Origin of the sequence: Diaphorobacter sp. JS3050, from assembly GCF_013154915.1 — a bacterium.
Classification (GTDB): domain Bacteria; phylum Pseudomonadota; class Gammaproteobacteria; order Burkholderiales; family Burkholderiaceae_C; genus Diaphorobacter; species Diaphorobacter nitroreducens.
Genome location: NZ_CP053553.1, coordinates 1,180,747 through 1,204,697 on the forward strand (window position 1 = coordinate 1,180,747; position 23,951 = coordinate 1,204,697).

Consider the following 23,951-nt stretch of genomic DNA (forward strand, 5'->3'; position numbering starts at 1 on the left):
CAACGAGCGTGAAGCGTCCGCCTCACGCCCCCGCACCCAGGCCGCGCAGCGCGGTGAACAGCCGGTGCTCGCACTGGGGCTCCACGCATTCTTCGCAACCCCAAGCGCGCAGCCGAGGACGGCTGGGTTCAGGTTTCAATTCGACTTCTGCGCTTGATGGGAAAGCGCGAGTAGCTATTAAATCAATAGCGTTTAGTGCATTGCGAAGTTGCGCCGCTGGCGGCCCGTACAGCACCTGGTAGGCCGTGCCGGCCTGGGCCAGCGCGGCGCGCAGTTGCAGCTCGTGTGCATCGGGAAGGTCCAGTGCGCACAGCAGCGTGAGGTCCGCCGGCAGGGCTGGCAGATCGGGGCCGGCCGCCGCGACTGCGAGCGCGGGACAGTGCTGAGCGATGCCGTCGCGCAAGGTGGTGCAGGCGGGCGCGTGCGCACCCAGGATCGCGATGCGCACCGCCGCAGCGCCGGGCACGGGGCCGGGCGAGAGGCTCACTTGCGGGCCGGGGTGACGTGCACGTAGATCTCGCCGGGCTTGACCATGCCCAGTTCGCTGCGCGCCTTTTCCTCGACCATCTCCAGGCCGTCCTTCAGGTCCTGCACTTCGGCGGCCAGGCGCTCATTGGCCTGGCGCGCCTGCGCATTCGCCGCCTGCTGGGCGGCGATCTGCCGGCGCATGTCCTCTACATGGCCGACACTGCCGCGCCCGGTCCACAGCTGCGCGTGGATCCCCACGAGGAGCAGCAGCAGGGCGAGCGGAACGATGCGTGTGCCCATGGCGGGGCGCAGCGGCGCGGGTGGGCTTAGCGCAGGTTGTAGAACGCGGCGCGGCCGGGATAGAAGGCGATGTCGCCCAGGTCTTCTTCGATGCGCAACAGCTGGTTGTACTTGGCGATGCGGTCGGAGCGCGAGAGCGAGCCGGTCTTGATCTGGCCGGCGTTGGTGCCCACGGCGATGTCGGCGATCGTCGAGTCCTCGGTCTCGCCCGAGCGGTGGCTGATCACGGCGGTGTAGCCGGCGCGCTTGGCCATCTCGATGGCGGCGAAGGTCTCGGTCAACGTGCCGATCTGGTTGATCTTGATGAGGATCGAGTTGGCGATGCGCTTGTCGATGCCTTCCTTCAGGATCTTGGTATTGGTCACGAACAGGTCGTCGCCCACCAACTGCACGTTCTGGCCCAGGCGCTCGGTCAGGGTCTTCCAGCCGTCCCAGTCGCCCTCGGCCATGCCGTCTTCGATGGAGATGATGGGGTACTTGTCGCACCAGGTGGCGAGCATGTCGGTCCACTGCTGGGCGGTCAGGCGCAGGCCGCCTTCGCCTTCCAGCACGTACTGGCCGTCCTTGTAGAACTCGCTGGCGGCGCAGTCCAGGCCCAGGGCGATCTGCTCGCCCGCGGTGTAGCCGGCGGCCTCAATCGCCTGCAGGATCAGCTGGATGGCGGCTTCGTGGTTTTCCACGGAAGGCGCAAAACCGCCTTCGTCGCCCACGGCGGTGCTCATGCCCTTGTCGTGGATGATCTTCTTGAGCGCGTGGAACACCTCGGCGCCCCAGCGCACGGCCTCGCGGAAGCTCGGTGCGCCCACGGGGATGATCATGAACTCCTGCAGGTCCAGGCTGTTGTTGGCGTGCGCGCCGCCGTTGATGACGTTCATCATCGGCACGGGCAGCTGCATGCCGCCCATGCCGCCGAGGTAGCGGTACAGGGGCAGGCCGGACTCTTCGGCGGCGGCGCGGGCCACGGCCATGGAGACGGCCAGCATGGCGTTGGCGCCCAGGCGGCTCTTGTTGTCGGTGCCGTCCAGGTCGATCAGGGTCTTGTCCAGGAAGGCCTGCTCGGAGGCGTCCAGGCCCAGTACGGCCTCGCTGATCTCGGTGTTGATGTGCTCCACGGCCTTGAGCACGCCCTTGCCCAGGTAGCGGGCCTTGTCGCCGTCGCGCAGCTCGATGGCTTCGCGCGAGCCGGTGGACGCGCCCGAGGGCACGGCCGCGCGGCCCATCACGCCCGATTCCAGCAGCACGTCGCATTCGACGGTGGGATTGCCGCGGCTGTCCAGCACTTCGCGGCCTACGATGTCAACGATGGCACTCATGGGTTTCCTTTTGCGGGAGTTTTTAATCAAATTGGCCGCTAGCGCTTTTCCATCAAGCGCTGGCAGCTATCAAATGGGTAGCATCAAAGGCCTTCGACGCACACCAGCCGCATGATGGCCGCGCCCTCGCGCGCCGCACGGGCCTTGCCGTATTCGGGCGAATGGTAGAACGCCTTGGCCGCCTCGAAGCTGGGGAACTTGGCGATCACCACACGCTCGGGCTGCCAGTCGCCCTCCATCACCTCCACCTGGCCGCCACGCACGCAGATCTCGGCGTTGTGCGCCGCGAAGGCGGCGGTGGACCACTTCTTGTATTCCTCTTACTGCGCGGGGTTGGTCACGCGGACGTTGGCGATGATGTAGCCGCTGGGCATGGTGTCAGGCTCCAAAGTTGTTTTCGAGAAAACCGTTCTTCTTGGTCACGTCGTCGAGCGCCACCAGCGTTTCAAGCAACGCGCGCATGTGCTTGAGCGGCACGGCGTTGGGGCCGTCCGACCAGGCCTCGGCGGGCTTGGGGTGCGTTTCCATGAACAGGCCCGCCACGCCGACGGCCACGCCGGCACGGGCCAGCACGGGCACCATGTCGCGCGCGCCGCCGCTCACGGCGCCCAGGCCGCCGGGCTTCTGTACCGAGTGGGTCACGTCGAACACCACGGGCGCGCCGGAATTGCGCATCTCGGCCAGGCTGGTCATGTCGGCCACGAGGTTGTTGTAGCCAAAGCTCACGCCGCGCTCGCAGGCCAGGAAGCGGTCTTCCGACAGGCCCACCTCGCGCGCGGCGGCGCGGGCCTTGTCGATGACGTTCTTCATGTCCCAGGGCGCAAGGAACTGGCCCTTCTTGATGTTCACCGGCTTGCCGCTTTGCGCCACGGCGCGGATGAAATCCGTCTGGCGGCACAGGAAGGCCGGGGTCTGCAGCACGTCGACCACGCTGGCCACTTCGGCCACGTGCGAGGTGTCGTGCACATCGGTCAGGATGGGCAGCTGCAACTGGCGGCGCACTTCGTCAAGGATCTTCAAACCGGCATCCAGGCCGACACCGCGCTTGCTGGTGCCGGACGAGCGGTTGGCCTTGTCGAACGAGCCCTTGTAGATCAGCGGGATGCCCAGCGGCGCGCAGGCCTCCTTGAGTTGGCCGGCCACGTCGAGCGACATCTCCAGGCCTTCAATGGAGCAGGTGCCCGCGATCAGGAAGAAGCGTTGGTCCAGGCCGACGTCGAATCCGCACAGCTGCATGGGCTTTCCTTCCAATCAGGCTTTCGCCGCTGGCTTCTGGTGTTCCACGGCCGCCTTGATGAAGGCGTTGAACAGCGGGTGGCCGCTCCAGGGCGTGGACTTGAACTCGGGGTGGAACTGCACGCCGATGAACCAGGGATGCACGCTCTGCGGCAGCTCGACGATCTCGGTGAGGTGCTCGCGCTGCGTGAGCGCCGAGATCACCAGCCCGGCGCTGCGCAAGCGGTCCAGGTACTGCACGTTGGCCTCGTAGCGGTGGCGGTGGCGCTCGGTGACCACGTCGCCGTAAATGCTGTGCGCCAGGGTGCCGGGCTGCACGTCCGAGCTCTGCGCGCCCAGGCGCATGGTGCCGCCCAGGTCGGAATTCTCGGAGCGCGTCTTGATGGTGCCGTCCTCGTCCTTCCATTCGGTGATCAGGGCGATGACCGGATGCGGCGTGGCGGGGTCGAACTCGGTGGAATTGGCGCCCTGCAGGCCCGCCACGTGGCGCGCGTATTCGATGGTGGCCACCTGCATCCCCAGGCAGATGCCCAGGTAGGGCACCTGGTGCTCGCGCGCGTAGCGCGCCGTGGAGATCTTGCCCTCCACGCCGCGGCTGCCGAAGCCCCCGGGCACGAGGATGGCGTCGTAGGCACCGAGCCGCTCGCGAGCGTTCGCGTCGGTGATGTCTTCCGAGTCCAGGTGGTCGATCTTCACGCGCACATGGCTTTGCATGCCGGCGTGCTTGAGCGCCTCGTTGACGGACTTGTACGCGTCCGACAGCTCCACGTACTTGCCCACCATGGCGATCTTCACCTCGCCCTGCGGGTGCTCGGTCTCGTGCACCAGCGCGTCCCAGCGCTTGAGGTTGGCGGGCGGCGTGTTCAGGCGCAGCTTGTCGCAGATCAGGCCGTCCAGGCCCTGCTCGTGCAGCATGCGTGGCACCTTGTAGATGGTGTCCACGTCCCACATGCTGATCACGCCCCACTCGGGCACGTTGGTGAACAGGGAGATCTTCTCGCGCTCCTCGTCGGGCACGGCCTGCTGGGCGCGGCACAGGAGGGCGTCGGGCTGGATGCCGATCTCGCGCAGCTTCTGCACCGTGTGCTGCGTGGGCTTGGTCTTGAGCTCGCCGGCCGTGGCGATCCAGGGCAGGTAGGTCAGGTGCACGAAAGCCGAGTTGTTCGGCCCCAGCTTGAGCGACAGCTGGCGCACGGCCTCCAGGAAGGGCAGGGACTCGATGTCACCCACCGTGCCACCGACCTCGCAGATGGCCACGTCCACGGCGTCGTCCGTGTCTATGCCCGCGCCGCGCTTGATGAATTCCTGGATCTCGTTGGTCACGTGCGGGATCACCTGCACGGTCTTGCCGAGGTAGTCGCCGCGGCGCTCCTTTTCGAGCACGCTCTGGTAGATGCGGCCCGTGGTGAAGTTGTTGGCCTGCTTCATGCGCGTTTCGATGAAGCGCTCGTAGTGGCCCAGGTCCAGGTCGGTTTCGGCGCCATCGTCGGTCACGAAGACCTCACCATGCTGGAAGGGCGACATGGTGCCCGGGTCCACGTTGATGTACGGGTCGAGCTTGATGAGGGTGACTTTGAGACCCCGCGATTCGAGGATCGCGGCAAGGGAGGCTGAGGCGATTCCCTTGCCCAGGGAAGACACCACACCGCCGGTGACGAAGACGAATTTGGTCATGTCTTTGATGGTGGTGGGAAATTGGGATTGTAATCAGCCCACTGCAGGGATGCAGTGGCAGGGGCCATGCCCTCTGCTAAATTGCGCCCCCATGAACGAACAGTTGGCTGGCAAACACATTGTCCTGGGCTTGAGCGGCGGCGTGGCCTGCTACAAATCGGCGGAACTGTGCCGGCTGCTGGTGAAGGCCGGCGCCACGGTGCAGGTGGTCATGACCGAGGCGGCTGCGCAGTTCATCACGCCCGTGACCATGCAGGCGCTGTCGGGACGCAGCGTCTACACCTCGCAGTGGGACGCGCGCGAGGCGAACAACATGCCCCATATCAACCTGAGCCGCGAGGCGGACGCGATCCTCATTGCGCCGTGCAGCGCGGACTTCATCGCGCGGCTGGTGCAGGGGCGGGCCGACGAGTTATTGAGCCTGCTGTGTCTGGCACGGCCCCGGGATCGGGTGCCGTTGCTGCTGGCCCCCGCCATGAACCGCGAGATGTGGGGCCACCCGGCCACTCAGCGCAACCTGGCCCAGGTGGCGCGCGACGGCGCAACGGTGCTGGGCGTGGGCTTTGGTGACCAGGCCTGTGGCGAGACGGGCGACGGCCGCATGCTGGAGGCCGCGGAGATTCTGGAGGAACTGGAGGCCTTCTTCACCCCCCAGTTGCTTACGGGCCAGCACGTGCTGATTACCGCTGGCCCCACCTTCGAGGCCATTGACCCGGTGCGCGGCATCACCAACCTGTCCAGCGGCAAGATGGGCTTTGCGATTGCCCGCGCGGCGCGTGCCGCTGGCGCACAGGTCACATTGGTCGCCGGGCCGGTGCATCTGCCCACCCCGCGGGGCGTGCGCCGCATCGACGTGCGTTCAGCAAAAAATATGCTTGCAATCGTTGAGGAGCAAGCGCGAGAAGCTACTATTTTCATAGCTACGGCCGCGGTGGCGGACTGGCGTCCCGCCACTGCTGCGCTGCACAAGATCAAGAAGGACGGCACGGGCGACGTGCCGGCGCTGGAGTTTGTGGAGAACCCCGACATCCTGGCCACGGTGGCGCGCACCGAACGCGCGCGCGCTGGCCGTCTGTACTGTGTGGGGTTTGCCGCCGAGAGCGAGAACCTGCTGGAGCATGCCAGCGCCAAGCGCGAGCGCAAGGGCGTGCCGTTGCTGGTGGGCAATATCGGCCCGGCCACGTTCGGGCAGGACGACAATGCGCTGCTGCTGGTCGACGCGCAGGGCCATCGTGAACTGCCCCGTGCTTCCAAGGAGGCGCTGGGCCATCAGCTCGTGGCGGAGATCGCGCGGCGCCTTGCCGCCGTTTGAGCGGGTAGGGGCGCACCGGTTGGGCGATGATCGCGGGCTCGGCTCGCGGTGCTGCCGGCGTGACGCCGCTCGACCATTCCTTTGAACCTCTGCTCCCATGAAAATCGACGTCAAGATTCTCGACCCCCGCATGGCGGATCAATTGCCAACGTATGCCACGCCCGGCAGCGCGGGGCTGGACCTGCGCGCGTGCCTGGACGCGCCGCTCACGCTGGAGCCCAACGCCTGGCAATTGGTGCCCACGGGCATCGCCATCTACCTTCAGGACCCGGGCTATGCCGCGCTGATCCTGCCGCGCTCGGGGCTGGGCCACAAGCACGGCATCGTGCTGGGCAACCTGGTGGGCCTGATCGACAGCGACTACCAGGGGCAACTCATGGTCAGCGCGTGGAACCGCAGCCCCCAGGCCTTCACCCTGCAACCCATGGAGCGCCTGGCGCAGTTGGTCATCGTGCCGGTGGTGCAAGCCCAGTTCAACGTGGTGCAGGAGTTTCCGGCCAGCGAGCGCGGTGAGGGCGGCTACGGCTCCACGGGCAAGCACTGAGCGCCAGCGCCGCTGTCGGCACCATGCCTACATGGCGGGTGCGCACTTCACTACGAGGCCCGCCGGGCATGGCCGGCAGTGTGCAGGATGCTGTGGTGCTTCAATCTCCCAATGGGTGGCCGCTTTCATGTAGCCATGCTTGCATTGTTGAACCAAGGAGATTTCCATGCGTCCTCATTCCCGCTTCATCGCCTTGGCCGGCTCCGCGCTGGTGGCTGGCGCACTGGTCGCCTGCGCCGAACAGCCGCGCTATTCTGACTACCATCCGACGCCCGGCTACACCAGCCAACCGGCGCCGGGATACACCACCTACCCCAATCAGCAAGGTACCGAATACGGCACCGTGGCCTACATCGAAGGACTGCAGGCGCGCAACCGCACGTCCGGCGCTGGCGCGATCCTGGGTGCCGTCGTGGGCGGCGTGCTGGGCAATCAAATTGGCTCGGGCTCCGGCCGCACGGCGGCCACTGCCATCGGGGCCGTGGGTGGCGCGGTGGCGGGCAACGCCATCGAAGGCCGCAATAACACCGGCGATTACGAGGCCTATCGCATCACGGTGAACCTGGACCGGGGCGGCCAGCGGGTATACGAAGTGCCGTCGCCAGGCGATTTGCGCACCGGAGACCGCGTGCGGCTGTATGGCGGACAGATATCACGCATGTAAGACGATTGACGCGCCGATGGCGGCGCCGCGCACACACAACGGGCTCCCGAGGGGAGCCCGTTTTTTTGGGGCTGTGTGTCGAAAGGTGCGTGGTTCAGTGGATCAGGTCGCTGCCCGGCGCCTGCGGCTGAATGCGGAAGAACCCCGTGCCCGCTGTGCCACGGCCGATTTCTTCCTCCGTGGCTTCGCGCACCGCGTGCACCTTGAGCTGTAGCCGCAGTGCGATGCCTGCCAGCGGATGGTTGCCGTCCAGCACCACGTGCTCAGGGTAGATCTGCGCCACGGTGTACAGCGCGTCGCGCGGTGCATCGGGGTTGACGCCTTGGGGCAAAGCCGTTCCCTCGAACGTCATGCCTTCTTCGATATCCGCGGGAAACAGTTGGCGGGGCTCCAGGAAGAGCAGCTTGTCCTGGTAGTCCCCAAAAGCTTCCTCGGGCTCCAGGTGCAGCGAGAGTTCGGCGCCGACGCCATGGCCCTGCAGGGCCTGGTCGATGCGGCCCAGCAGGTCGTCGCCCCCCACGAGGAATTCCACGGGATCGTCGAGCACATCCAGTTTCTCGCCCAGCGTGTCTTTCAGGACCCAGGTCAAGGCGACCACACATTGTTCGGTAATTTCCATAGGAGAATTGTCGCAGTTCACTGCCCTGCCGCGCGCGCGGCCATTTCGATTCCATGGACGTTCAACAACCGCTGGCCCTGCTCGGGGGCCTGAGCCCGGCGCAGTTCATGCGCCGCCACTGGCACAAGAAGCCGCTGCTGGTGCGCCAGGCCATCCCCGGCTTCAAGCCGCTGCTGAGCCGCGCCGAACTGCTGGAGTTGGCGGGGCAGGACGGTGTGGAGTCGCGCTTCATCCAGGACAAGGCCGGCCAATGGGTGCTGCGCCACGGGCCGTTGGCACGCCGCTCCCTGCCGTCCCTGGCCACGCCGCGCTGGACCGCGCTGGTGCAAGGCGTGGATCTGCACAACGATGCCGTGCACGCGCTGCTACAGCAGTTCCGTTTCGTGCCCGAGGCGCGGCTTGATGACCTGATGATCAGCTACGCCACCGACGGCGGAGGCGTGGGGCCGCATTTCGACAACTACGACGTCTTCCTGCTGCAGGCCCATGGGCGGCGGCGCTGGCGCATTGGCCGGCAAAAGGACAAGACGCTGCGCCCCGGCTTGCCGCTGAAGATCCTCGCGGCTTTCGAGCCCGAAGAAGAGCATGTGCTCGAGCCCGGCGACATGCTCTACCTGCCCCCGGGCTGGGCCCACGATGGCATTGCCGAGGGGGAATGCATGACCTATTCCATCGGCTTTCGCTCGCCCAATGGTGCCCAGTTGGCGCATGAGGTGCTGCAGCGCATGGCGGAGGCGGCGGCCGACGAGGAGGGGGCCATCTACCGTGACGCACAGCAGTCCGCTGTTGCGAACCCGGGAGCCATCCCGGCCGCGTTGCAAGACTTCGCACGCAAGGTGGTGCAGCGCGCGTTGCAGCAGCCTCAGGCGCTGGAGTGCGCACTGGGCGAGGCTCTGACCGAACCCAAGCCCAACGTATGGTTCGAGCCGTCTCCGGCGGGCATGCTGGAGAGCGTGGTGCTGGACCGGCGCACGCGCATGATGTATGACGACAGGCATGTGTTCATCAACGGCGAAAGCTATCGCGCGGCCGGTCGCGATGCGGTACTGATGCGTCGCCTGGCCGACGAGCGTCTCCTGGACTCGCGGGACCTCGCGCGGGCGAGCGATGAAGCATTGGAGCTGCTGTCCGCCTGGTGCGAGGCAGGCTGGGCCCATGCGGGCGCGCAGGCCTGACGTGTCGCCGCCGGAGACAAACCATGGAAGACGCCATCTCGCACGCACAGTCATCGCTGCCCGCCGGCCGGTTTGAAGGGCGGGTGGCATTTCAGCAACTGGTGCGCGATGCCCTGGCATGCGCTGCGCGCGAAGGTTGGCCCGAGCTCATCCTGTCGGACGCCAGCTTCCACGATTGGCCGTTGGGGGAGCGCTCCGTGGCCGATTCCCTGCAGGACTGGGCGCGGGCGGGGCGGCGCTTCGTGCTGGTGGCGGCGGGGTTCGATGAAATCGTGCGGCGGCACGCGCGCTTTGTGCAGTGGCGCGTGCGCTGGGACCACATCATTGTCTGCCGCAAGGCGTCCGTCGCAGATCCGCAGGATGTGCCCAGTGCACTGTGGTCGCCGCTGTGGGCGCTGCAGCGGCACGACCCGGTGCGGTGCAACGGCGTCGCCGGCGCCGAGCCGGAGCGCCGCATCATCCTGCGCGAATCGCTGCAGGAGTGGGTAGACCGCAAGAGCACTCCTGGATTCCCTGCATCCGTACTTGGCCTGTGACGGATTCACCCTCTTTGTAACAAGGGTAGCCAGTTATTCGTGTTATCTACTATTGACGAAATCTTTCTATAATTCCGAACTGGTTTTGCCCCCGGCGTTTGCTTCGCAAAGCGTAGCGCCACTGCCTGACTAGCCGCGTGGATGGCGGCGTTGGGCTGTTTGATAACAATCGTTCCGCTTGATAGGACACCAAATGAAGAACTCCGTCGTTCTGGCTGCTTTGATCGCTGCTGCCGCTCTCGCCGCTTGCGGCAAGAAGGAAGAGCCCGCACCTGCTCCCGCTCCTGTGGAAGCTCCTGCTCCCGCACCGGCTGTTGAGCCCGCGCCTGCTCCCGCGGCCGCAGCGTCTGTCGAGGCACCTGCTGCTGCCGCTACCGACGCAGCTTCCGATGCCGCCAAGGCAGCTGCTGATGCTGCTGCTGCCGCCGCTACCGGCGCTGCCGCTTCCGAAGCCAAGTAAGAACACTCTGATGCCCGGCCCCTCCAAGGGTCGGGCTTGCTGCAAACCCCGTACCGCAAGGTCGGGGTTTTCTTTTTTGGGCAATGGCTCAGTAGCTGGCCTCGATCCAGGGAGTGCCCTCGCGCGGATCGGCCACTACGATGTCACTTGCATGCCACCCCACAGCTTGCGCCAGAGCGGATTGCGCGAGTTCCGGTCGGTTGTTGCGTGCGCTCAGGTGTGCAGCCACCACGTGTCGCAGATTCGGGTGATGTACGGCGTGCAGGATGTCCGCGCTGACATGGTTGGGAAGGTGCCCACGCGGACCTGCGATGCGCCGTTTCAGGAACACGGGATAGTCGCCCGACGCCAGAAGGTCGGCGTCGTGGTTGGCTTCGAGCAGCAGCGCGTGACAACCCTGCAGCCGTTCCACCACCGTTTCTGCCGCATGGCCCAGGTCGGTCAGTAGGCCGATGTGCGTCGCGCCATCGCTGCAGCGCAAGTGCAATGGTTCACGTGCGTCATGCGGCACGCTGAAAGGATGTGCGCAAAAGCTGCCCATATCGACGGGTACGCCATCGCACGCCACATGCAGCAGGCCGTCAAGGTCGGGTGCCCCTAGGGCGTCGTAGGTGCCCTCGCTCATCCAAACGGGGATGCGTTCGCGCAGGGCGAGCTTCAGCACGCAGCCCACATGATCGGAATGCTCATGCGTGATGAAGACGGCATCCAACTGCGCAGGGGCCGTACCGGCAGCCTCCAGGCGCCATTGCAGTTGCCGGATGCCCAGCCCGCAATCCACGAGCAGGCGCCGGGTATGCGCGCCGCTACGCCCTTCAACCAGCGTGGCGTTGCCGGTGCTGCCGCTGGCCAGATTGCGAAAGCGCAGCATCGTGTAGGCGCAAGCGGCGCGGCGCCGCCCCTTTTACTTCAGATCATCCGCGAGCACGCGCACGATGCGCTGTGCATTGGCGGAGGTCTCGGGCGCGCCTGCGGCGTTGAGCACAGACACGGTGCTTCGGTTGCCCTCGCTGCGCACCACGATGCGGTACTTCAGCGGCGGCACCGCGTCGGGCGAGCGGCTGAACAGCTTGCTGAAGAAGCCTTGCTCCTTCTTCTCGGTCGGGGCGACGTAGCGGACGAAGTACACACCCTGGCTGCGGTCTCGGTCCTCCACGGTGAAGCCGGTGCGGTCCAGCGACACGCCCACGCGGCGCCACGCGCGGTCGAAGCCTTCATCAAGCTGCACCACCGGCACGTTGTCCACCGTGGCCATGCGCGCGGACGGGGCGGAGGGTACGGGCGCTGCGGCGGCGGCCTTGGATTGCTCCTCGCTCACGCCCAGCTTGACCATCAGCCGGCGCAGGAATTCGGTTTCCAGTTCCGGATCGGCCGGGCGGGGCTGCCAGACGGTGTTGTCCTTCTGGGTGTTGGTGTAGACCTCCACCATGCCGCGGTGGCTGATGTAGATCTCCGTGCCGCCGCTGGCGTTGCGCTCCAGGCGGGTCCGGAACTTGTCGCGTTCGCCCGTGGAATACAGCGAATCGAAGACCTTGCCGATCGTGGAGCGGATGATGTCCTGCGGCAGCTTGGCGCGGTTTTCGGCCCAGTCGGTCTCCAGCAGGCCGAGCTTGGGTTGTTCCAGCACGTACACGAAGCCGTTTTCGATCCAGAAGTCACGCACCGGGTCCCACAGTTGGTCGGCAGGGCGGTCCACCACCAGCCATCGTTGGTTGCCGTCGCGCTCGATGCGTACGTCTCCAATGGACTTCGGGGCTGCGCTCGCCGCGCCGCGGGGCTGTTGCGCCTGGCCGGCTTCGAAAGCGGCAGCAGACACGACGCCGCCAGGCACCGTGTAGCGTGTGTCGCGCGAGAGCTGCGTCAGGTCCGGAGGCACCTCCAGCGTTGCCCCCTTGGTGGCGCTTTTGTAATCGATCTTGTCGTTCTCCAGCACGGAGCAAGCGGACAGGGTCACGGCAAGGCCCAGCAGGCCCAAACGGGTGGTAGCGTTCACGCGAAAATCCTCATTGATCCAGATTCGGCCGGGAGCGTTCCAAATACGCTGCAAGCTGGCAACAGGCTGGGTGAAATTAGAGCTTAGAGCAGCCCCGCGGCGCGCAGAGCGGACTCGACTACGGCTTCGTTGCCCTGGCTCAGGGGCGTCATGGGCAGGCGCATAGCGCCGCCGCACAGGCCCATGCGCTGCACAGCCCACTTCACGGGGATGGGGTTGGCCTCTACGAACAGTTGCTTGTGCACGGGCATCAGGCGGAACTGGATCTCCATGGCACGGCGGGTGTCGCCGGCGAGCGCGGCTACGCATAGCTCGTGCATCAGGCGGGGCGCCACGTTGGCTGTCACGCTGATGTTGCCCTGGCCGCCGCACAGCATGAGCGCCACGGCCGTGGGGTCATCGCCGGAATACACGGCAAAGCCCTTGGGCACGTCGCGGATGAGCCATTGCGCGCGTTCGATGTTGCCTGTGGCTTCCTTGATGCCCACGATGCCGGGCACCTGCGTGAGGCGCAGCACGGTTTCGTGCTGCATGTCCGCCACCGACCGGCCGGGCACGTTGTACAGCACCATCGGCAGGTCGCCCACGGCCTCGGCGATCGCCTTGAAGTGGCGGTACTGGCCTTCCTGCGTGGGCTTGTTGTAATAGGGCACGACCTGCAACTGGCTGTCGGCGCCAACCTTCTTGGCGAACCTGGCCAGCTCGATGGCCTCGGCCGTGGAATTGGCGCCGCAGCCCGCCATGATGGGCACGCGCTTGGCGGCCTGTTCCACGGACACACGAATGATTTCGCAGTGCTCCTCCACGTTCACCGTGGGCGATTCGCCGGTCGTGCCCACCACGCCGATGCAGTCGGTGCCTTCTGCGATGTGCCAGTCGATGAGTTTGCGCAGCGCGGGGTAGTCCACACTGCCGTCGTCATGCATGGGCGTGACGAGGGCGACGATGCTGCCGGTCAGGGGGGCGCTGGGAGAAGTCATGTCCGCGTTCAAAAACGGTAAAAACACATTCTAACTAGACGGGGCCCTGCAGCGGCGCGCGCAGCGGCGCGCGCAGCGGCCCGTCCATGGACGGCGCAGGCCGCACGGCGGCGATGCGCTGCACGAAGCGCGCGGGCGCGTCGAGGAAGCCTTCCTCATAAGCCACGATGCGCAGGGCCCGGCAGGCCTGCAGCAGTTCGCCCGGCCTCAGCAGGAATTCGGCCCGCGCGGGCCGGCCGACAGTTTCGTTGCCCACGGCGAAGGTCTCATAGAGCAGCACGCCACCGGGCGCCACGCTGTCCACGATGGTGGGCAGCAAAGGACGCCACAGGTAATTGGTGACCACCACGCCGGCAAAGCGCTGCCCGGGCAGGGGCCAGGGGCCAGCCTCGATATCCGCAACGATCGTCGCGCCCCATGGTGCTATGCTTTCAATAGCTTCTGGCGCTTTGTCTATGCCCGTTACCGGGTGTTTTCTTTCATGGAACCAGCGCATGTGACGGCCGTGACCGCAAGCCACGTCCAGCACACTGCCGCCCGCAGGCACCAGATGGGACCAGCGCTGTATCCATTCCGAGGCCGCGGGCAGCGGCGCATGGGCGGTGCCGTGCGGGGCCATCGTCAGAAGCAGGCCCAGATCTGGTCCGCCAGCGTCAGCATGAAGTCGGGCTGCAGGTACAGCGCGAACACCCCCAGCAGCACCGCGAGCAGCGCAGCTGCGACGATCGACCGCTTGTACAGGGTGCGCATGGTCAGGCCGCCTGAGGGGTGGCGCGCACGATGGCGCCCTCGCGTACGGGCAGGTTCACCAGGCCCGCGAGGATGCCCAACACAATTGCCAGGTACCACACGATGTCGTAGCTGCCCGTGCGGTCATACAGATAGCCGCCCAGCCACACGCCCAGGAAACTGCCGATCTGGTGGCTGAAGAACACGAAGCCGCTGAGCATGGACAGGTGCTGCACCCCGAAGATCTGCGCAACGGTGGCATTGGTGGGGGGCACCGTGGACAGCCACAGTGCGCCGATCACGGCCGAGAACACGTAGACCGACAGCGGCGACAGCGGCACCAGCAGGAAGATGGTGATGGCCACGGCACGGGCGAAATAGATGAACGCCAGGATGTGGCGCTTCGGGATCCGTTGGCCCAGCGAGCCCGCGATATAGGTGCCGAACACGTTGAACAGCCCGATCAGCGCCAGCGCATAGCTGGCCACCTGGGGCGTGAGGCCCTGGTCGCGCAGATAGCTGGGCATGTGCACACCGATGAACACCACCTGGAAGCCGCACACGAAGTAGCCGGCGGTGAGCAGCAGGAAGCTGCGGTAGCGCAGCGCCTCGGCAAAGGCCTCGCCCACGGACTGGGTACGTTTGATGGGGGCGCTGCCATGAAAGCCCGGCTCGCGCAGGCCGAAGGCCAGCGGAACGATCAGGATCACCATGGCCGAGAGCACCAGCAGGGCCTCTTGCCAGCCCAGGCGCAGGATCAGTTGCCCCTCCAGCGGCACCATGAGGAACTGGCCGAACGAGCCCGCCGCAGCGGCCACGCCCATGGCCCAGGAGCGCTTGTCGGCCGGGATCTGCCGGCCCAGCACCCCGTAGATGATGGCGTAGGTGGTGCCCGCCTGTGCAGCGCCGATCAGCACGCCCGTGGTCAGCGAAAACAGCAGCGGCGTGGGAGACAGCGCCATGCCGGCCAGGCCCATGGCGTAGAGCGCTGCGCCGCCGATCAGCACGCGGAAGGCGCCCAGGCGGTCGGCCAGCATGCCGCCAAAGATGCCGAACAGACCCCAGGACAGGTTCTGAATGGCCATGGCCAGGGCAAAGGTCTGGCGTGTCCAGCCCATGTCCTGGGTGATGGGCTGCAGCCACAGGCCGAAGCCGTGCCGGATGCCCATGGACAGAGTGACGATGGCGGCGCCGCAGATCAGCACCTGGGCCATGGACAGTTTTCGGGTTGCGTCGTGCATCCGGCGAATGTAGCGAAAACCCGTGTCGCCTGCTTGGCGCCCCCCTGTGCGGCACGCTGGCGGGGCAAGAAAGCGTCACCATCCTGGTTTTATATCCAGCACTACAATCCGCCGCCATGGCAGTCAAACCCGCATCCACCTCCGCCAGCGACTACTCCGAAGGCTCGATCCGCGTCCTCAAGGGACTGGAGCCCGTCAAGCAGCGGCCGGGCATGTACACCCGCACCGACAACCCCCTGCACATCATCCAGGAGGTGCTGGACAACGCGGCCGACGAGGCGCTGGCGGGCTTTGGCAAGAAGATCAAGGTGACCTTGCACACCGACGGCTCGGTGAGCGTGGAGGACGACGGCCGGGGCATTCCGTTCGGCCTGCATCCCGAGGAGAACGCACCGGTGGTGGAGCTGGTGTTCACCCGCCTGCACGCGGGCGGCAAGTTCGACAAGGGCAAGGGCGGGGCCTACAGCTTCTCGGGCGGCCTGCATGGTGTGGGCGTAAGCGTCACCAACGCCCTGGCCACCCGGCTGGAGGTGGCCACCCACCGCGAGGGCCAGGTGGCGCGCCTGGTGTTTGCGGGCGGCGATGTGACCGAGCCGCTGGCGGTGCGCCCGCTGCAGGCGGGCGAGCGCAAGCAGGGCACCACCGTGCGCGTCTGGCCCGACGCCAAATACTTTGAGTCCAGCAACCTTCCGATGGGCGAGCTGACGCACCTGCTGCGCAGCAAGGCGGTGCTCATGCCCGGCGTCACGGTGCAGCTGGTCAATGAAAAGACGCGCGACACCCAGACCTGGCAGTACAAGGGCGGCCTGCGCGACTACCTGGCGCAGACGCTGAGCGCTGACCCGGTGATCCCGCTGTTCGAGGGCGAGGGCTTTGCCGACCGCCACAACGAGAGCTTTGCCGAGGGCGAGGGCGCCGCATGGTGTGTGGCCTTCACCGAGGAAGGCCAGCCGGTGCGCGAGAGCTACGTGAACCTGATCCCCACCAGCGCCGGCGGCACCCATGAAAGCGGCCTGCGTGACGGCCTGTTCAACGCGGTCAAGAGTTTCATCGAGCTGCACTCGCTCCTGCCCAAGGGCGTGAAGCTGCTGCCCGAGGATGTGTTTGCGCGCGCCAGCTATGTGCTGGCGGCCAAGGTGCTGGACCCGCAGTTCCAGGGGCAGATCAAGGAGCGGCTGAACTCGCGCGACGCCGTGCGGCTGGTGTCCAGCTTCGTGCGCCCGGCGCTGGAGCTGTGGCTGAACCAGCACGTGGAATACGGCAAGAAGCTGGCCGAACTGGCCATCAAGGCCGCGCAGACACGGCAAAAGGCCGGCCAGAAGGTCGAAAAGCGCAAGGGCTCGGGCGTGGCCGTGCTGCCCGGCAAGCTCACCGACTGCGAAAGCCGTGACCTGGCCTACAACGAGGTCTTCCTGGTCGAGGGCGACTCGGCCGGCGGCAGCGCCAAGATGGGCCGCGACAAGGAAAGCCAGGCCATCCTGCCGCTGCGCGGCAAGGTGCTCAACACCTGGGAGGTCGACCGCGACCGCCTGTTTGCCAACACCGAGGTGCATGACATCTCGGTAGCCATCGGCGTGGACCCGCACGGCCCGAGCGACACCCCCGACCTGTCCGGCCTGCGCTACGGCAAGATCTGCATCCTCTCCGACGCGGACGTGGACGGCTCGCACATCCAGGTGCTGCTGCTCACGCTGTTCTTCCGCCACTTCCCCAAGCTCATCGAGGCCGGCCATATCTTTGTCGCCCGGCCACCGCTGTTCCGCGTGGACGTGCCGGCGCGCGGCAAGAAGCCCGCGGCCAAGGTGTATGCGCTGGATGAATCCGAGCTGGAAAGCATCCTCGACAAGTGCGCCAAGGACGGCGTGCCGCGCGAGAAATGCCAGATCAGCCGCTTCAAGGGCCTGGGCGAAATGAACGCCGAGCAGCTGTGGGAGACCACGCTCAACCCCGACACGCGCCGCCTGCTGCCGGTGCAGTTGGGCACGTTCGACTTCTCCGCCACCGAGGGCCTGATCACCAAGCTCATGGGCAAGGGCGAGGCCGCCGCGCGCCGCGAGCTCATGGAGCTGCACGGCGACCTGGTGGATGTGGACATCTGACGAAGGCACTCGCCATGACTGCGCGCCCGGGATACCGTATGCGTAACAGCCTTTTGGGGGTTTTGCGCACGGCTGGCATGTGCTGCGCGCTCCTGTTTTTGCAGCAAACCGCGCATGCGGACCTGTGGGCCTTCGTGGACGAGCGCGGCGTGACGCACTTCGCCGCGCAGCAGCTGGACGAGCGTTACGCGCTGTTCTTTCGCGGCAACGACTTCGACTCCGAGCGCGACGGCTCCAACACCGGACGTCAGGGTGCGGCCGATGTCTCCACCGGGCCGGCCAGTCCCTCGGGGGTGCGGCTGCTGGCCTTCTTCGAGGTGTCGCACGACTACAAGCTCGTGCGCCAGCACCTGCGCTCGGCGTCGGCGCGCCATGGCGTGGACTACGCGCTGCTGCAGGCGGTGATCGCCACCGAGTCGGGTTTCAACACCCGTGCGGTCTCGCCGCGCGGCGCCGTGGGGCTGATGCAGCTCATGCCCGCCACCGCCAGCCGTTTCGGCGTGAGCGGCGACGCCAGGCGCTCGGTGGAGCAAAAGCTGGTGGACCCCGCCACCAACGTGGCCGCGGGCACGCGCTACCTGCGCTACCTCATGGATCTCTTCGAGGGCCGCCTGGACTTGGCGCTGGCGGCCTACAACGCGGGCGAGGGCGCCGTGCAGCGCGCCGGCAACCGCGTGCCCGCCTACCGCGAGACGCGCAACTACGTACAGAGCGTGATGGGCCTGTATGCGCTGCTCAAGCCGCCGCTACCGACGCGCAATCAGCGCGCGAACCCGGGGCGCGTGCGCATGGAACTGCCCGCCACGCCCCATTCCCTATCCGATGCCGGTGAGCGCGGCGACACGCAGCGCATGTCCACGCCTGCGCCCACGCGCCTGGCCCGGCAGTCATCGACCGAGTCTGTCTTCACTGAATGAGCGACCAACCCACTCTCGACTTCTCCGCGCCCGCCGACCACGGCGACAGCCTGGAACTGGCCGGCTACGCCCAGCGCGCCTATCTGGAATACGCCCTCTCGGTCGTCAAGGGCCGCGCGCTGCCCGACGTGTGCGACGGCCTCAAGCCCGTGCAGCGGCGCATCCTCTACGCCATGGACCGCATGGGCCTGGGCTACAGCGGGCCAAACCGCAACGTGGCGGCCAAGCCTGTCAAAAGCGCCCGCGTGGTGGGCGACGTGCTGGGCCGCTTTCACCCGCACGGCGACCAGTCGGCCTACGACGCACTGGTGCGCCTGGCGCAGGACTTCAACCAGCGTTACCCGCTGATCGACGGCCAGGGCAACTTCGGCAGCCGCGATGGTGACGGCGCCGCCGCCATGCGCTACACCGAGGCGCGGCTGACCCGCATCGCCGGCCTGCTGCTGGACGAGATCGACATGGGCACGGTGGATTTCGTGCCCAACTACGACGGCAGCACGCAGGAGCCGCGCCAGCTGCCCGCGCGGTTGCCGTTCGCGCTGCTCAATGGCGCCAGCGGCATCGCCGTGGGCCTGGCCACCGAGATCCCCAGCCACAACCTGCGCGAGGTGGCCGACGCCTGCGTGGCCCTGGTCAAGAAGCCGCAGCTGAGCGACGAGGAGCTGTTCGCGCTGGTCCCCGGCCCTGACTACCCGGGCGGCGGCCAGATCATCAGCAGCGATGCGGACATCCAGGACGCCTACCGCACGGGCCGCGGCAGCCTCAAGGTGCGCGCGCGCTGGAAGATCGAGGACCTGGCGCGCGGCCAGTGGCAGATGGTGGTGACCGAGCTGCCGCCCGGCGTCTCCGCGCAGAAGGTGCTGGAGGAGATCGAGGAACTCACCAACCCCAAGGTCAAGACCGGCAAGAAGGCGCTCACGCAGGAGCAGACGCAACTCAAGGCCGCGCTGCTGGCGCTGCTGGACGGCGTGCGCGACGAGTCCAGCAAGGACGCACCGGTGCGCCTGGTCATCGAACCCAAGACCGGCAAGGTGCCGCAGCAGGACCTCATCACCGCGCTGCTGGCGCACACCAGCCTGGAGACTTCCGCGCCCATCAACCTGACCATGGTGGGGCTGGACGGCAGGCCCGTGCAGAAGTCGCTGCGCGAGATGCTGCAGGAGTGGATCGACTTCCGCCAGACCACCATCACGCGGCGCAGCCAGCACCGGCTGGACAAGGTGCTGGACCGCATCCACATCCTGGAGGGGCGGCAGCTGGTGTTGCTGAACATCGACGAGGTGATCGCCATCATCCGCCAGGCCGACGAGCCGAAGGCGGCGCTGATCGCGCGCTTTCACCTGTCGGACCGCCAGGCCGAGGACATTCTGGAAATCCGCCTGCGCCAACTGGCGCGGCTGGAAGCCATCAAGATCGAGCAGGAGCTGAAAGAGCTGCGCGACGAGCAGGGGAAGCTGGAGGACATCCTCGCCAACCCCGCCTCGCTGCGCCGCCTGATGGTCAAGGAGATCGAGGCAGACGCCAAGCTGTTCGGCGACGCGCGCCGCACGCTGATCCAGGCCGAAAAGAAGGCCGTGGCCGAGGTCAAGGTGCTGGACGAACCCGTCACCGTGGTGGTGTCCGAAAAGGGCTGGGTGCGTGCGCGCCAGGGCCACGGGCACGAGGCGGGCAGCTTCGCCTTCAAGTCGGGCGACGGCCTGTACGGCACCTTTGAGTGCCGCACGGTGGACACGCTCATCGTCTTCGGCAGCAACGGGCGGGTGTACTCGGTGGCCGTGTCCAGCCTGCCGGGCGGGCGTGGCGACGGCCAGCCCATCACCACGCTGATCGAGCTGGAGGCCGGCACGCAACCGGTGCACTATTTCGCCGGACCGGCCAACGCAGCGCTGCTGCTTGCGGGCTCGGGCGGCTATGGTTTCCTGTCCACCGTGGAGCACATGACCGCACGCAACCGTGGCGGCAAGGCCTTTGTGAACCTGGGTGAGGGCGAACGCCTGTGCCGCCCCTCGCATGCGGCGTTCACCAGCGGCAGCCAGCCGCTGGCGCCCGCCACCCATGTGTGCTGCGCATCCGTGGGTGGGCGAGTGCTCACGTTTGAGATCGCCGAACTCAAGCTCATGGAAAAGGGCGGCCGCGGGCTGATGCTCATCGACCTGGAGCCCAAGGACCAACTGGCCGGCGCGGCCGCCTACACGCGCAGCGTGCGCTTTGTGGGCGTGGGCCGTGGCGGCAAACCGCGCGATGAAACGCTGGAAATCCGCAGCCTGAACAACGCGCGCGCCCTGCGCGGGCGCAAGGGCAAGGCTGCCGACCTGGGCTTCAAGCCGGCCGACGTGCTGCGGGTGGAGTGACGGGTGATATAAAAAAGATAGCTGCCAGCGCTTTTAGCGATTGGGCTGGAGGCATAAAACATGCCCAATCGCCAAGCGATGCACTGGCAGCTGCAGGGGCTTAGCTGATCTCGGCGATCAGCTCGATCTCCACGCAGGCGCCCATGGGGATTTGCGCCACGCCGAAGGCGCTGCGCGCGTGGCGGCCCTTGTCGCCAAATACCTGGCCCAGCAGCTCGCTGGCGCCGTTGGTGACCAGGTGCTGCTCGATGAAGTCGCCGGTGGAGTTGACCAGGCTCATCACTTTCACGATGCGCTGCACGCGGTTCAGGTCGCCGCTGCAGGCTGCCTGCAGCGTGCCCAGAAGGTCGATGGCCACGGCGCGGGCGGCTGTCTGGCCTTCTGCGGTGGTCATGTCGCGGCCCAATTGCGCGGCCCAGGGCTTGCCGTCCTTGCGGGCGATGTGGCCGCTCAAGAACACCAGGTTGCCGGTCTGCACATAGGGCACATAGGCCGCGGCAGGCACGGCCACGGGGGGCAGGGAGATGTTGAGTTCCTTCAGCTTGTCGTAAACGCTCATGGCAGTCCTTGAAAACAATAAAGGCCACGCGCGCGTCGCATGGCCTTGCTGAGTGTTGCACAACTGGCTACCCAGTCGCGGGCAGCTGGGCGGGGCCCTTGGCAGGGCTTTTTGATCAAGCCACCTGCAGCGAGCCCTTGGCGCCCATCAGCAGGTCGATCACGTCGGGCGCGGTGATGATCTCGGTGCGCGGGTCCATCTGCGATGCGTCCAGGCCGTTGTGCACCATGCAGGATTTGCACACCGCCACGCGCCCGCCTTCTTGCAGAAAGTTGCGCAGCAGGTCGGCGGCGGGCTCGAAAGGCGCGCCGATGTTGATGCCGTCCGCCGTGCCGGGTACACCCAGCGTGACGCCCTCGGCCATCAGGATCAGGCAGACCGTGTGGCCTTTGCGCCGCGCGGCCAGCGCCATGGTCAGGGCGACTGTGGCTTTGTCGGGGTTGCCCTTGCCGTGGTAGAGGGTGGAGACGAAGTCGGCGGTGGCTGGCATGGGTTTGCTTCCTTTGCAATAGGGGCCCGTGTGGGGCGGTGGGTAGGTTCAGGTGTGGCGGGTGCGGGCGCCCAGGCCCAGCCAGCCTGCCAGGGTGTAGGCCACGATGGTGGCGCCCACGGCACCCAGCATGAAGACCAGGGTGATCAGTATCCAGTCGGCCGGGCCGGCGGCGTCGGTAAAGCCGGACGACGACACGCTGGCCATGATCCACAGCGCCAGCGCGCCGCCGGGCAGGGCCAGCGCCTGCGCGCCCACCAGCTGCCGCGCGCGCAGCCCCCGGTCGCGCACCAGCAGCAGCACAAAGGCCAGCGTGCCCAGCACCGCCACGGCGATCAGCGGCCACAGCCAGGCGCCCAGCATTTCCTGGAACACGGCCAGCAGGATGAGGGGGTCGAGTTCTTTCATGAGAAGTCTCCGTTTGCTATAGGTTAAGTAGCTGCTGACGTTTGATGCAAAAGCGCTAGAGGCATTTTTGATGCATCAAGCCACGCCGCGCAGCATGCTGATGTAGGTGGGCTTGAGCGCCATGGTTTTCATCACCCAGCTGACCCACAGCTCCTCCAGCGGCGCGATCACGCCCGGGAACGAGGGCGTCAGGTTGTTCTGGTAGTCAAACTCGATCAGCATGGCCCGGCCCAGCCGCGTGATCAGCGGGCACGATGTGTAGCCCGCGTACAGCGCGGACGATGTGCGGCCCGCGATCTGCGCCACCAGATGGTCCACGGCCACCGGCACCTGCCATTTGACACTGGCGGCGGTCTTGCCCTTGGGCACGCCGGCAATGTCGCCCAGACCAAAAACGTTGGGATAGCGCACATGGCGCAGCGTGCCCTTGTCCACCTCCATCCAGCCTTCTGCGGCCCAGGCCTTGTTTTTGTCGGCGGGCCAGGGCAGGGGGCTGTTTCTGACGGCCTCGGGCGCGCGCATGGGCGGAATGACGTGGATGAAGTCGTAGGGCTGCTCTTCTGTGCCGTCCGGCGTGGCAAAGGTGGCAATGCGCTTGCCGGGGTCGATGGCGCGCAGCACGCGCTCGTAGTTCACCGCAATGCCTCGCTCCTGGTACAGCATGCGCACCTTTTCGTGCACGATGGGCACGCTGAACAGCACCTTGTTGTTGCTGTTGTAGATCACCTCGGACTTGCTGCGCGTGCCGCGGCGCGTCAGGTAGTCGTCGGTCAAAAAGGTGTATTTGAGCGGGGCGCCCGCGCATTTCATCTCGGTGGCGGGGCGCAAAAACACACCGCGCCCGCCTTTGTCGGCAAACGCCGACATGGCCTGCCAGGTGTCTTCGGCGGCTTGTGGCCCGGCGTAGATGCTGCCGATGCCGTCCTTGCCGATCAGCCGCGGGTCCATGCCTTCGATCAGAGAATATTCCAGCTGCAGGCCGGTGGCGACGATCAGAAAGTCATAGGCGTGGCGCGCGCCGCTTTCGGTGACCACCTGGTTGCCCTCCACGTCGAACTCGACCACGCGCTCGGGCACCAGCTCCACACCTGCGGGCACATAGTCGGCCGTGCTGGAGACCACATAGGTTGCGGGCTTGATGCCCGCGCCCACCAGGGTGAAGCCGGGCTGGTAGTAGTGGTCGCGGCGGGCATCGATCAGCGTGATGCGCGCGCCGTCCAGCGCTGCCGACAGGCGCGCGGCAGCCGTCAGGCCCGCAGCGCCAGCGCCTGCAATCACAATGCGCGCCTGGGTTTTGACTTTGGCGGGCGTGGCCGCTGGCGCTGGCGCCGGCGTCTGCGCGTGTGCTGCTGCGGCCATGCCGCCCAGCGCGGCCAGCAAGAAGGCGCGCCGCTGGCTGGGCGCCTGTAGCCAAGAATCGACAAGTCTGCGTTGCTCGGGCGTGATAGGCATGGCGTTGATCCCCTTTGTCAGTTGTCCCCTTGTTGTTTAGATTAGCCTAAATTGAATGAATAGCGAAACGCGTAAACACCATGACTGCTGAAACCTTGACCCAGCCCTTGTCCGCGCTGCAGCAACTGCAGCAAAGCGCCGCACAGGCCGCCGAGCTGCTGCAGGCCGTGGGCAACCCCAGCCGGTTGCTGGTGCTGTGCCTGCTGATCGAACACGGCGAGATGACTGTCGGCGCACTCAATGAGGTGGTCGGCCTGAGCCCCTCGGCCCTGTCGCAGCACCTGGCCAGGATGCGCGAAGAAGGTTTGGTGACCTACCGTCGCGAGGCGCAGACGCTGTACTACCGCATTGACGACCCCGGCGTCATCAAACTGATTGCCGCGCTGCGCGACATTTTTTGCCCCTGAAACCTCACCGTCCCGACTGCCGCA

26 protein-coding genes and 1 pseudogene are annotated in these 23,951 nt (G+C 66.6%); 10 read left to right on the forward strand and 17 right to left on the reverse strand.

The genetic code is table 11. From position 1 onward, the window contains the following. Positions 1-22 precede the first annotated feature (22 nt). The 6 genes and pseudogenes from HND92_RS05870 to HND92_RS05895 form a co-directional block, all read right to left on the reverse strand. Positions 23-487: a hypothetical protein gene (locus HND92_RS05870; RefSeq protein WP_172206452.1), complete on the reverse strand. Its 465-nt coding sequence runs from the start codon at positions 485-487 to the stop codon at positions 23-25. Next, positions 484-768, reverse strand: coding sequence for a septum formation initiator family protein (locus HND92_RS05875; protein ID WP_011804436.1), 285 nt, complete (start codon positions 766-768; stop codon positions 484-486). Before HND92_RS05875 ends, HND92_RS05870 begins: the two co-directional genes overlap by 4 nt. A 26-nt stretch (positions 769-794) precedes the next feature. After that, a complete protein-coding gene (eno, locus tag HND92_RS05880; protein WP_015912643.1) occupies positions 795-2,081 on the reverse strand; it encodes a phosphopyruvate hydratase in 1,287 nt (428 codons plus the stop codon). Between the two features lie 83 nt (positions 2,082-2,164). Further along, a pseudogene (locus HND92_RS05885) lies at positions 2,165-2,455 on the reverse strand (DUF1330 domain-containing protein). A gap of 4 nt (positions 2,456-2,459) precedes the next feature. Continuing rightward, positions 2,460-3,317, reverse strand: coding sequence for a 3-deoxy-8-phosphooctulonate synthase (kdsA, locus tag HND92_RS05890; RefSeq protein ID WP_011804438.1), 858 nt, complete (start codon positions 3,315-3,317; stop codon positions 2,460-2,462). A 15-nt stretch (positions 3,318-3,332) separates the two neighbouring features. Continuing rightward, positions 3,333-4,991: a CTP synthase gene (locus HND92_RS05895; protein WP_172206454.1), complete on the reverse strand. Its 1,659-nt coding sequence runs from the start codon at positions 4,989-4,991 to the stop codon at positions 3,333-3,335. A 91-nt stretch (positions 4,992-5,082) separates the two neighbouring features. On the opposite strand from HND92_RS05895, the gene coaBC reads away from it, so the two are divergent. The 3 genes from coaBC to HND92_RS05910 all read left to right on the forward strand — a co-directional run bounded on the left by coaBC (position 5,083) and on the right by HND92_RS05910 (position 7,511). Beyond that, positions 5,083-6,303: a bifunctional phosphopantothenoylcysteine decarboxylase/phosphopantothenate--cysteine ligase CoaBC gene (coaBC, locus tag HND92_RS05900; protein WP_011804440.1), complete on the forward strand. Its 1,221-nt coding sequence runs from the start codon at positions 5,083-5,085 to the stop codon at positions 6,301-6,303. A gap of 97 nt (positions 6,304-6,400) precedes the next feature. Beyond that, positions 6,401-6,847, forward strand: coding sequence for a dUTP diphosphatase (gene dut / locus HND92_RS05905; protein ID WP_015912648.1), 447 nt, complete (start codon positions 6,401-6,403; stop codon positions 6,845-6,847). Between the two features lie 166 nt (positions 6,848-7,013). Next, positions 7,014-7,511 (forward strand): glycine zipper 2TM domain-containing protein, encoded by a 498-nt coding sequence (locus tag HND92_RS05910; protein WP_015912649.1) that lies wholly within the window; start codon positions 7,014-7,016, stop codon positions 7,509-7,511. A 94-nt stretch (positions 7,512-7,605) separates the two neighbouring features. Here the strand turns inward: HND92_RS05910 and HND92_RS05915 are convergent, their stop codons facing one another. Further along, positions 7,606-8,130, reverse strand: a complete 525-nt coding sequence (locus HND92_RS05915) for a peptidylprolyl isomerase (protein ID WP_172206456.1) — start codon at positions 8,128-8,130, stop codon at positions 7,606-7,608. 53 nt (positions 8,131-8,183) lie between these two features. Here HND92_RS05915 and HND92_RS05920 point away from each other — a divergent pair, with 53 nt between their 5' ends. The 3 genes from HND92_RS05920 to HND92_RS05930 all read left to right on the forward strand — a co-directional run bounded on the left by HND92_RS05920 (position 8,184) and on the right by HND92_RS05930 (position 10,301). Continuing rightward, the gene (locus HND92_RS05920) at positions 8,184-9,305 is read left to right on the forward strand and encodes a cupin domain-containing protein (RefSeq protein ID WP_103737320.1); all 1,122 of its coding nucleotides are present in this window, start codon (positions 8,184-8,186) and stop codon (positions 9,303-9,305) included. 23 nt (positions 9,306-9,328) lie between these two features. After that, positions 9,329-9,841, forward strand: a complete 513-nt coding sequence (locus tag HND92_RS05925; RefSeq protein WP_015912652.1) for a hypothetical protein — start codon at positions 9,329-9,331, stop codon at positions 9,839-9,841. 193 nt (positions 9,842-10,034) lie between these two features. Further along, a complete protein-coding gene (locus HND92_RS05930) occupies positions 10,035-10,301 on the forward strand; it encodes a hypothetical protein (RefSeq protein WP_047349587.1) in 267 nt (88 codons plus the stop codon). 88 nt (positions 10,302-10,389) lie between these two features. On the opposite strand, the gene HND92_RS05935 is transcribed toward HND92_RS05930, so the two are convergent. The 6 genes from HND92_RS05935 to HND92_RS05955 form a co-directional block, all read right to left on the reverse strand. After that, positions 10,390-11,172 carry an MBL fold metallo-hydrolase gene (locus HND92_RS05935; protein ID WP_011804447.1) on the reverse strand — a complete coding sequence of 261 codons (783 nt, stop codon included), beginning with the start codon at positions 11,170-11,172 and terminating at the stop codon, positions 10,390-10,392. A gap of 33 nt (positions 11,173-11,205) precedes the next feature. Further along, entirely contained in the window at positions 11,206-12,294 is a 1,089-nt protein-coding gene (gene bamC / locus HND92_RS05940) for an outer membrane protein assembly factor BamC (protein WP_015912654.1), read from the reverse strand. Between the two features lie 83 nt (positions 12,295-12,377). Continuing rightward, positions 12,378-13,274, reverse strand: coding sequence for a 4-hydroxy-tetrahydrodipicolinate synthase (dapA, locus tag HND92_RS05945; RefSeq protein WP_172206458.1), 897 nt, complete (start codon positions 13,272-13,274; stop codon positions 12,378-12,380). Between the two features lie 34 nt (positions 13,275-13,308). Further along, a complete protein-coding gene (locus HND92_RS05950; protein ID WP_172206460.1) occupies positions 13,309-13,893 on the reverse strand; it encodes a bifunctional 2-polyprenyl-6-hydroxyphenol methylase/3-demethylubiquinol 3-O-methyltransferase UbiG in 585 nt (194 codons plus the stop codon). A gap of 2 nt (positions 13,894-13,895) precedes the next feature. Then, positions 13,896-14,024, reverse strand: coding sequence for a hypothetical protein (locus HND92_RS19490; RefSeq protein ID WP_011804451.1), 129 nt, complete (start codon positions 14,022-14,024; stop codon positions 13,896-13,898). A gap of 2 nt (positions 14,025-14,026) precedes the next feature. Beyond that, positions 14,027-15,244: an MFS transporter gene (locus tag HND92_RS05955; protein ID WP_015912657.1), complete on the reverse strand. Its 1,218-nt coding sequence runs from the start codon at positions 15,242-15,244 to the stop codon at positions 14,027-14,029. Between the two features lie 116 nt (positions 15,245-15,360). On the opposite strand from HND92_RS05955, the gene HND92_RS05960 reads away from it, so the two are divergent. The 3 genes from HND92_RS05960 to parC are packed head-to-tail and all read left to right on the forward strand — an operon-like array spanning position 15,361 to position 20,611. Further along, positions 15,361-17,343: a DNA topoisomerase IV subunit B gene (locus HND92_RS05960; RefSeq protein WP_011804453.1), complete on the forward strand. Its 1,983-nt coding sequence runs from the start codon at positions 15,361-15,363 to the stop codon at positions 17,341-17,343. A 38-nt stretch (positions 17,344-17,381) separates the two neighbouring features. Beyond that, positions 17,382-18,260, forward strand: coding sequence for a lytic transglycosylase domain-containing protein (locus tag HND92_RS05965; RefSeq protein ID WP_172206462.1), 879 nt, complete (start codon positions 17,382-17,384; stop codon positions 18,258-18,260). Further along, entirely contained in the window at positions 18,257-20,611 is a 2,355-nt protein-coding gene (gene parC / locus HND92_RS05970) for a DNA topoisomerase IV subunit A (protein ID WP_172206464.1), read from the forward strand. The genes HND92_RS05965 and parC overlap by 4 nt, the downstream gene beginning before the upstream one ends. 100 nt (positions 20,612-20,711) lie before the next feature. Here the strand turns inward: parC and HND92_RS05975 are convergent, their stop codons facing one another. From HND92_RS05975 to HND92_RS05990, 4 genes are all read right to left on the reverse strand, one after another. Next, positions 20,712-21,170 (reverse strand): RidA family protein, encoded by a 459-nt coding sequence (locus tag HND92_RS05975; RefSeq protein WP_047349593.1) that lies wholly within the window; start codon positions 21,168-21,170, stop codon positions 20,712-20,714. A 115-nt stretch (positions 21,171-21,285) separates the two neighbouring features. Continuing rightward, positions 21,286-21,660: a DsrE family protein gene (locus HND92_RS05980; RefSeq protein ID WP_172206466.1), complete on the reverse strand. Its 375-nt coding sequence runs from the start codon at positions 21,658-21,660 to the stop codon at positions 21,286-21,288. 48 nt (positions 21,661-21,708) lie between these two features. After that, on the reverse strand, positions 21,709-22,068 hold the full coding sequence (locus tag HND92_RS05985) for a DUF5368 domain-containing protein (RefSeq protein ID WP_172206468.1): 360 nt from the start codon (positions 22,066-22,068) through the stop codon (positions 21,709-21,711). A 75-nt stretch (positions 22,069-22,143) separates the two neighbouring features. Beyond that, positions 22,144-23,520: an FAD/NAD(P)-binding oxidoreductase gene (locus tag HND92_RS05990; RefSeq protein ID WP_253940109.1), complete on the reverse strand. Its 1,377-nt coding sequence runs from the start codon at positions 23,518-23,520 to the stop codon at positions 22,144-22,146. Between the two features lie 80 nt (positions 23,521-23,600). Here HND92_RS05990 and HND92_RS05995 point away from each other — a divergent pair, with 80 nt between their 5' ends. Further along, positions 23,601-23,927 (forward strand): helix-turn-helix transcriptional regulator, encoded by a 327-nt coding sequence (locus HND92_RS05995; protein WP_172206470.1) that lies wholly within the window; start codon positions 23,601-23,603, stop codon positions 23,925-23,927. Positions 23,928-23,951: the final 24 nt, after the last annotated feature.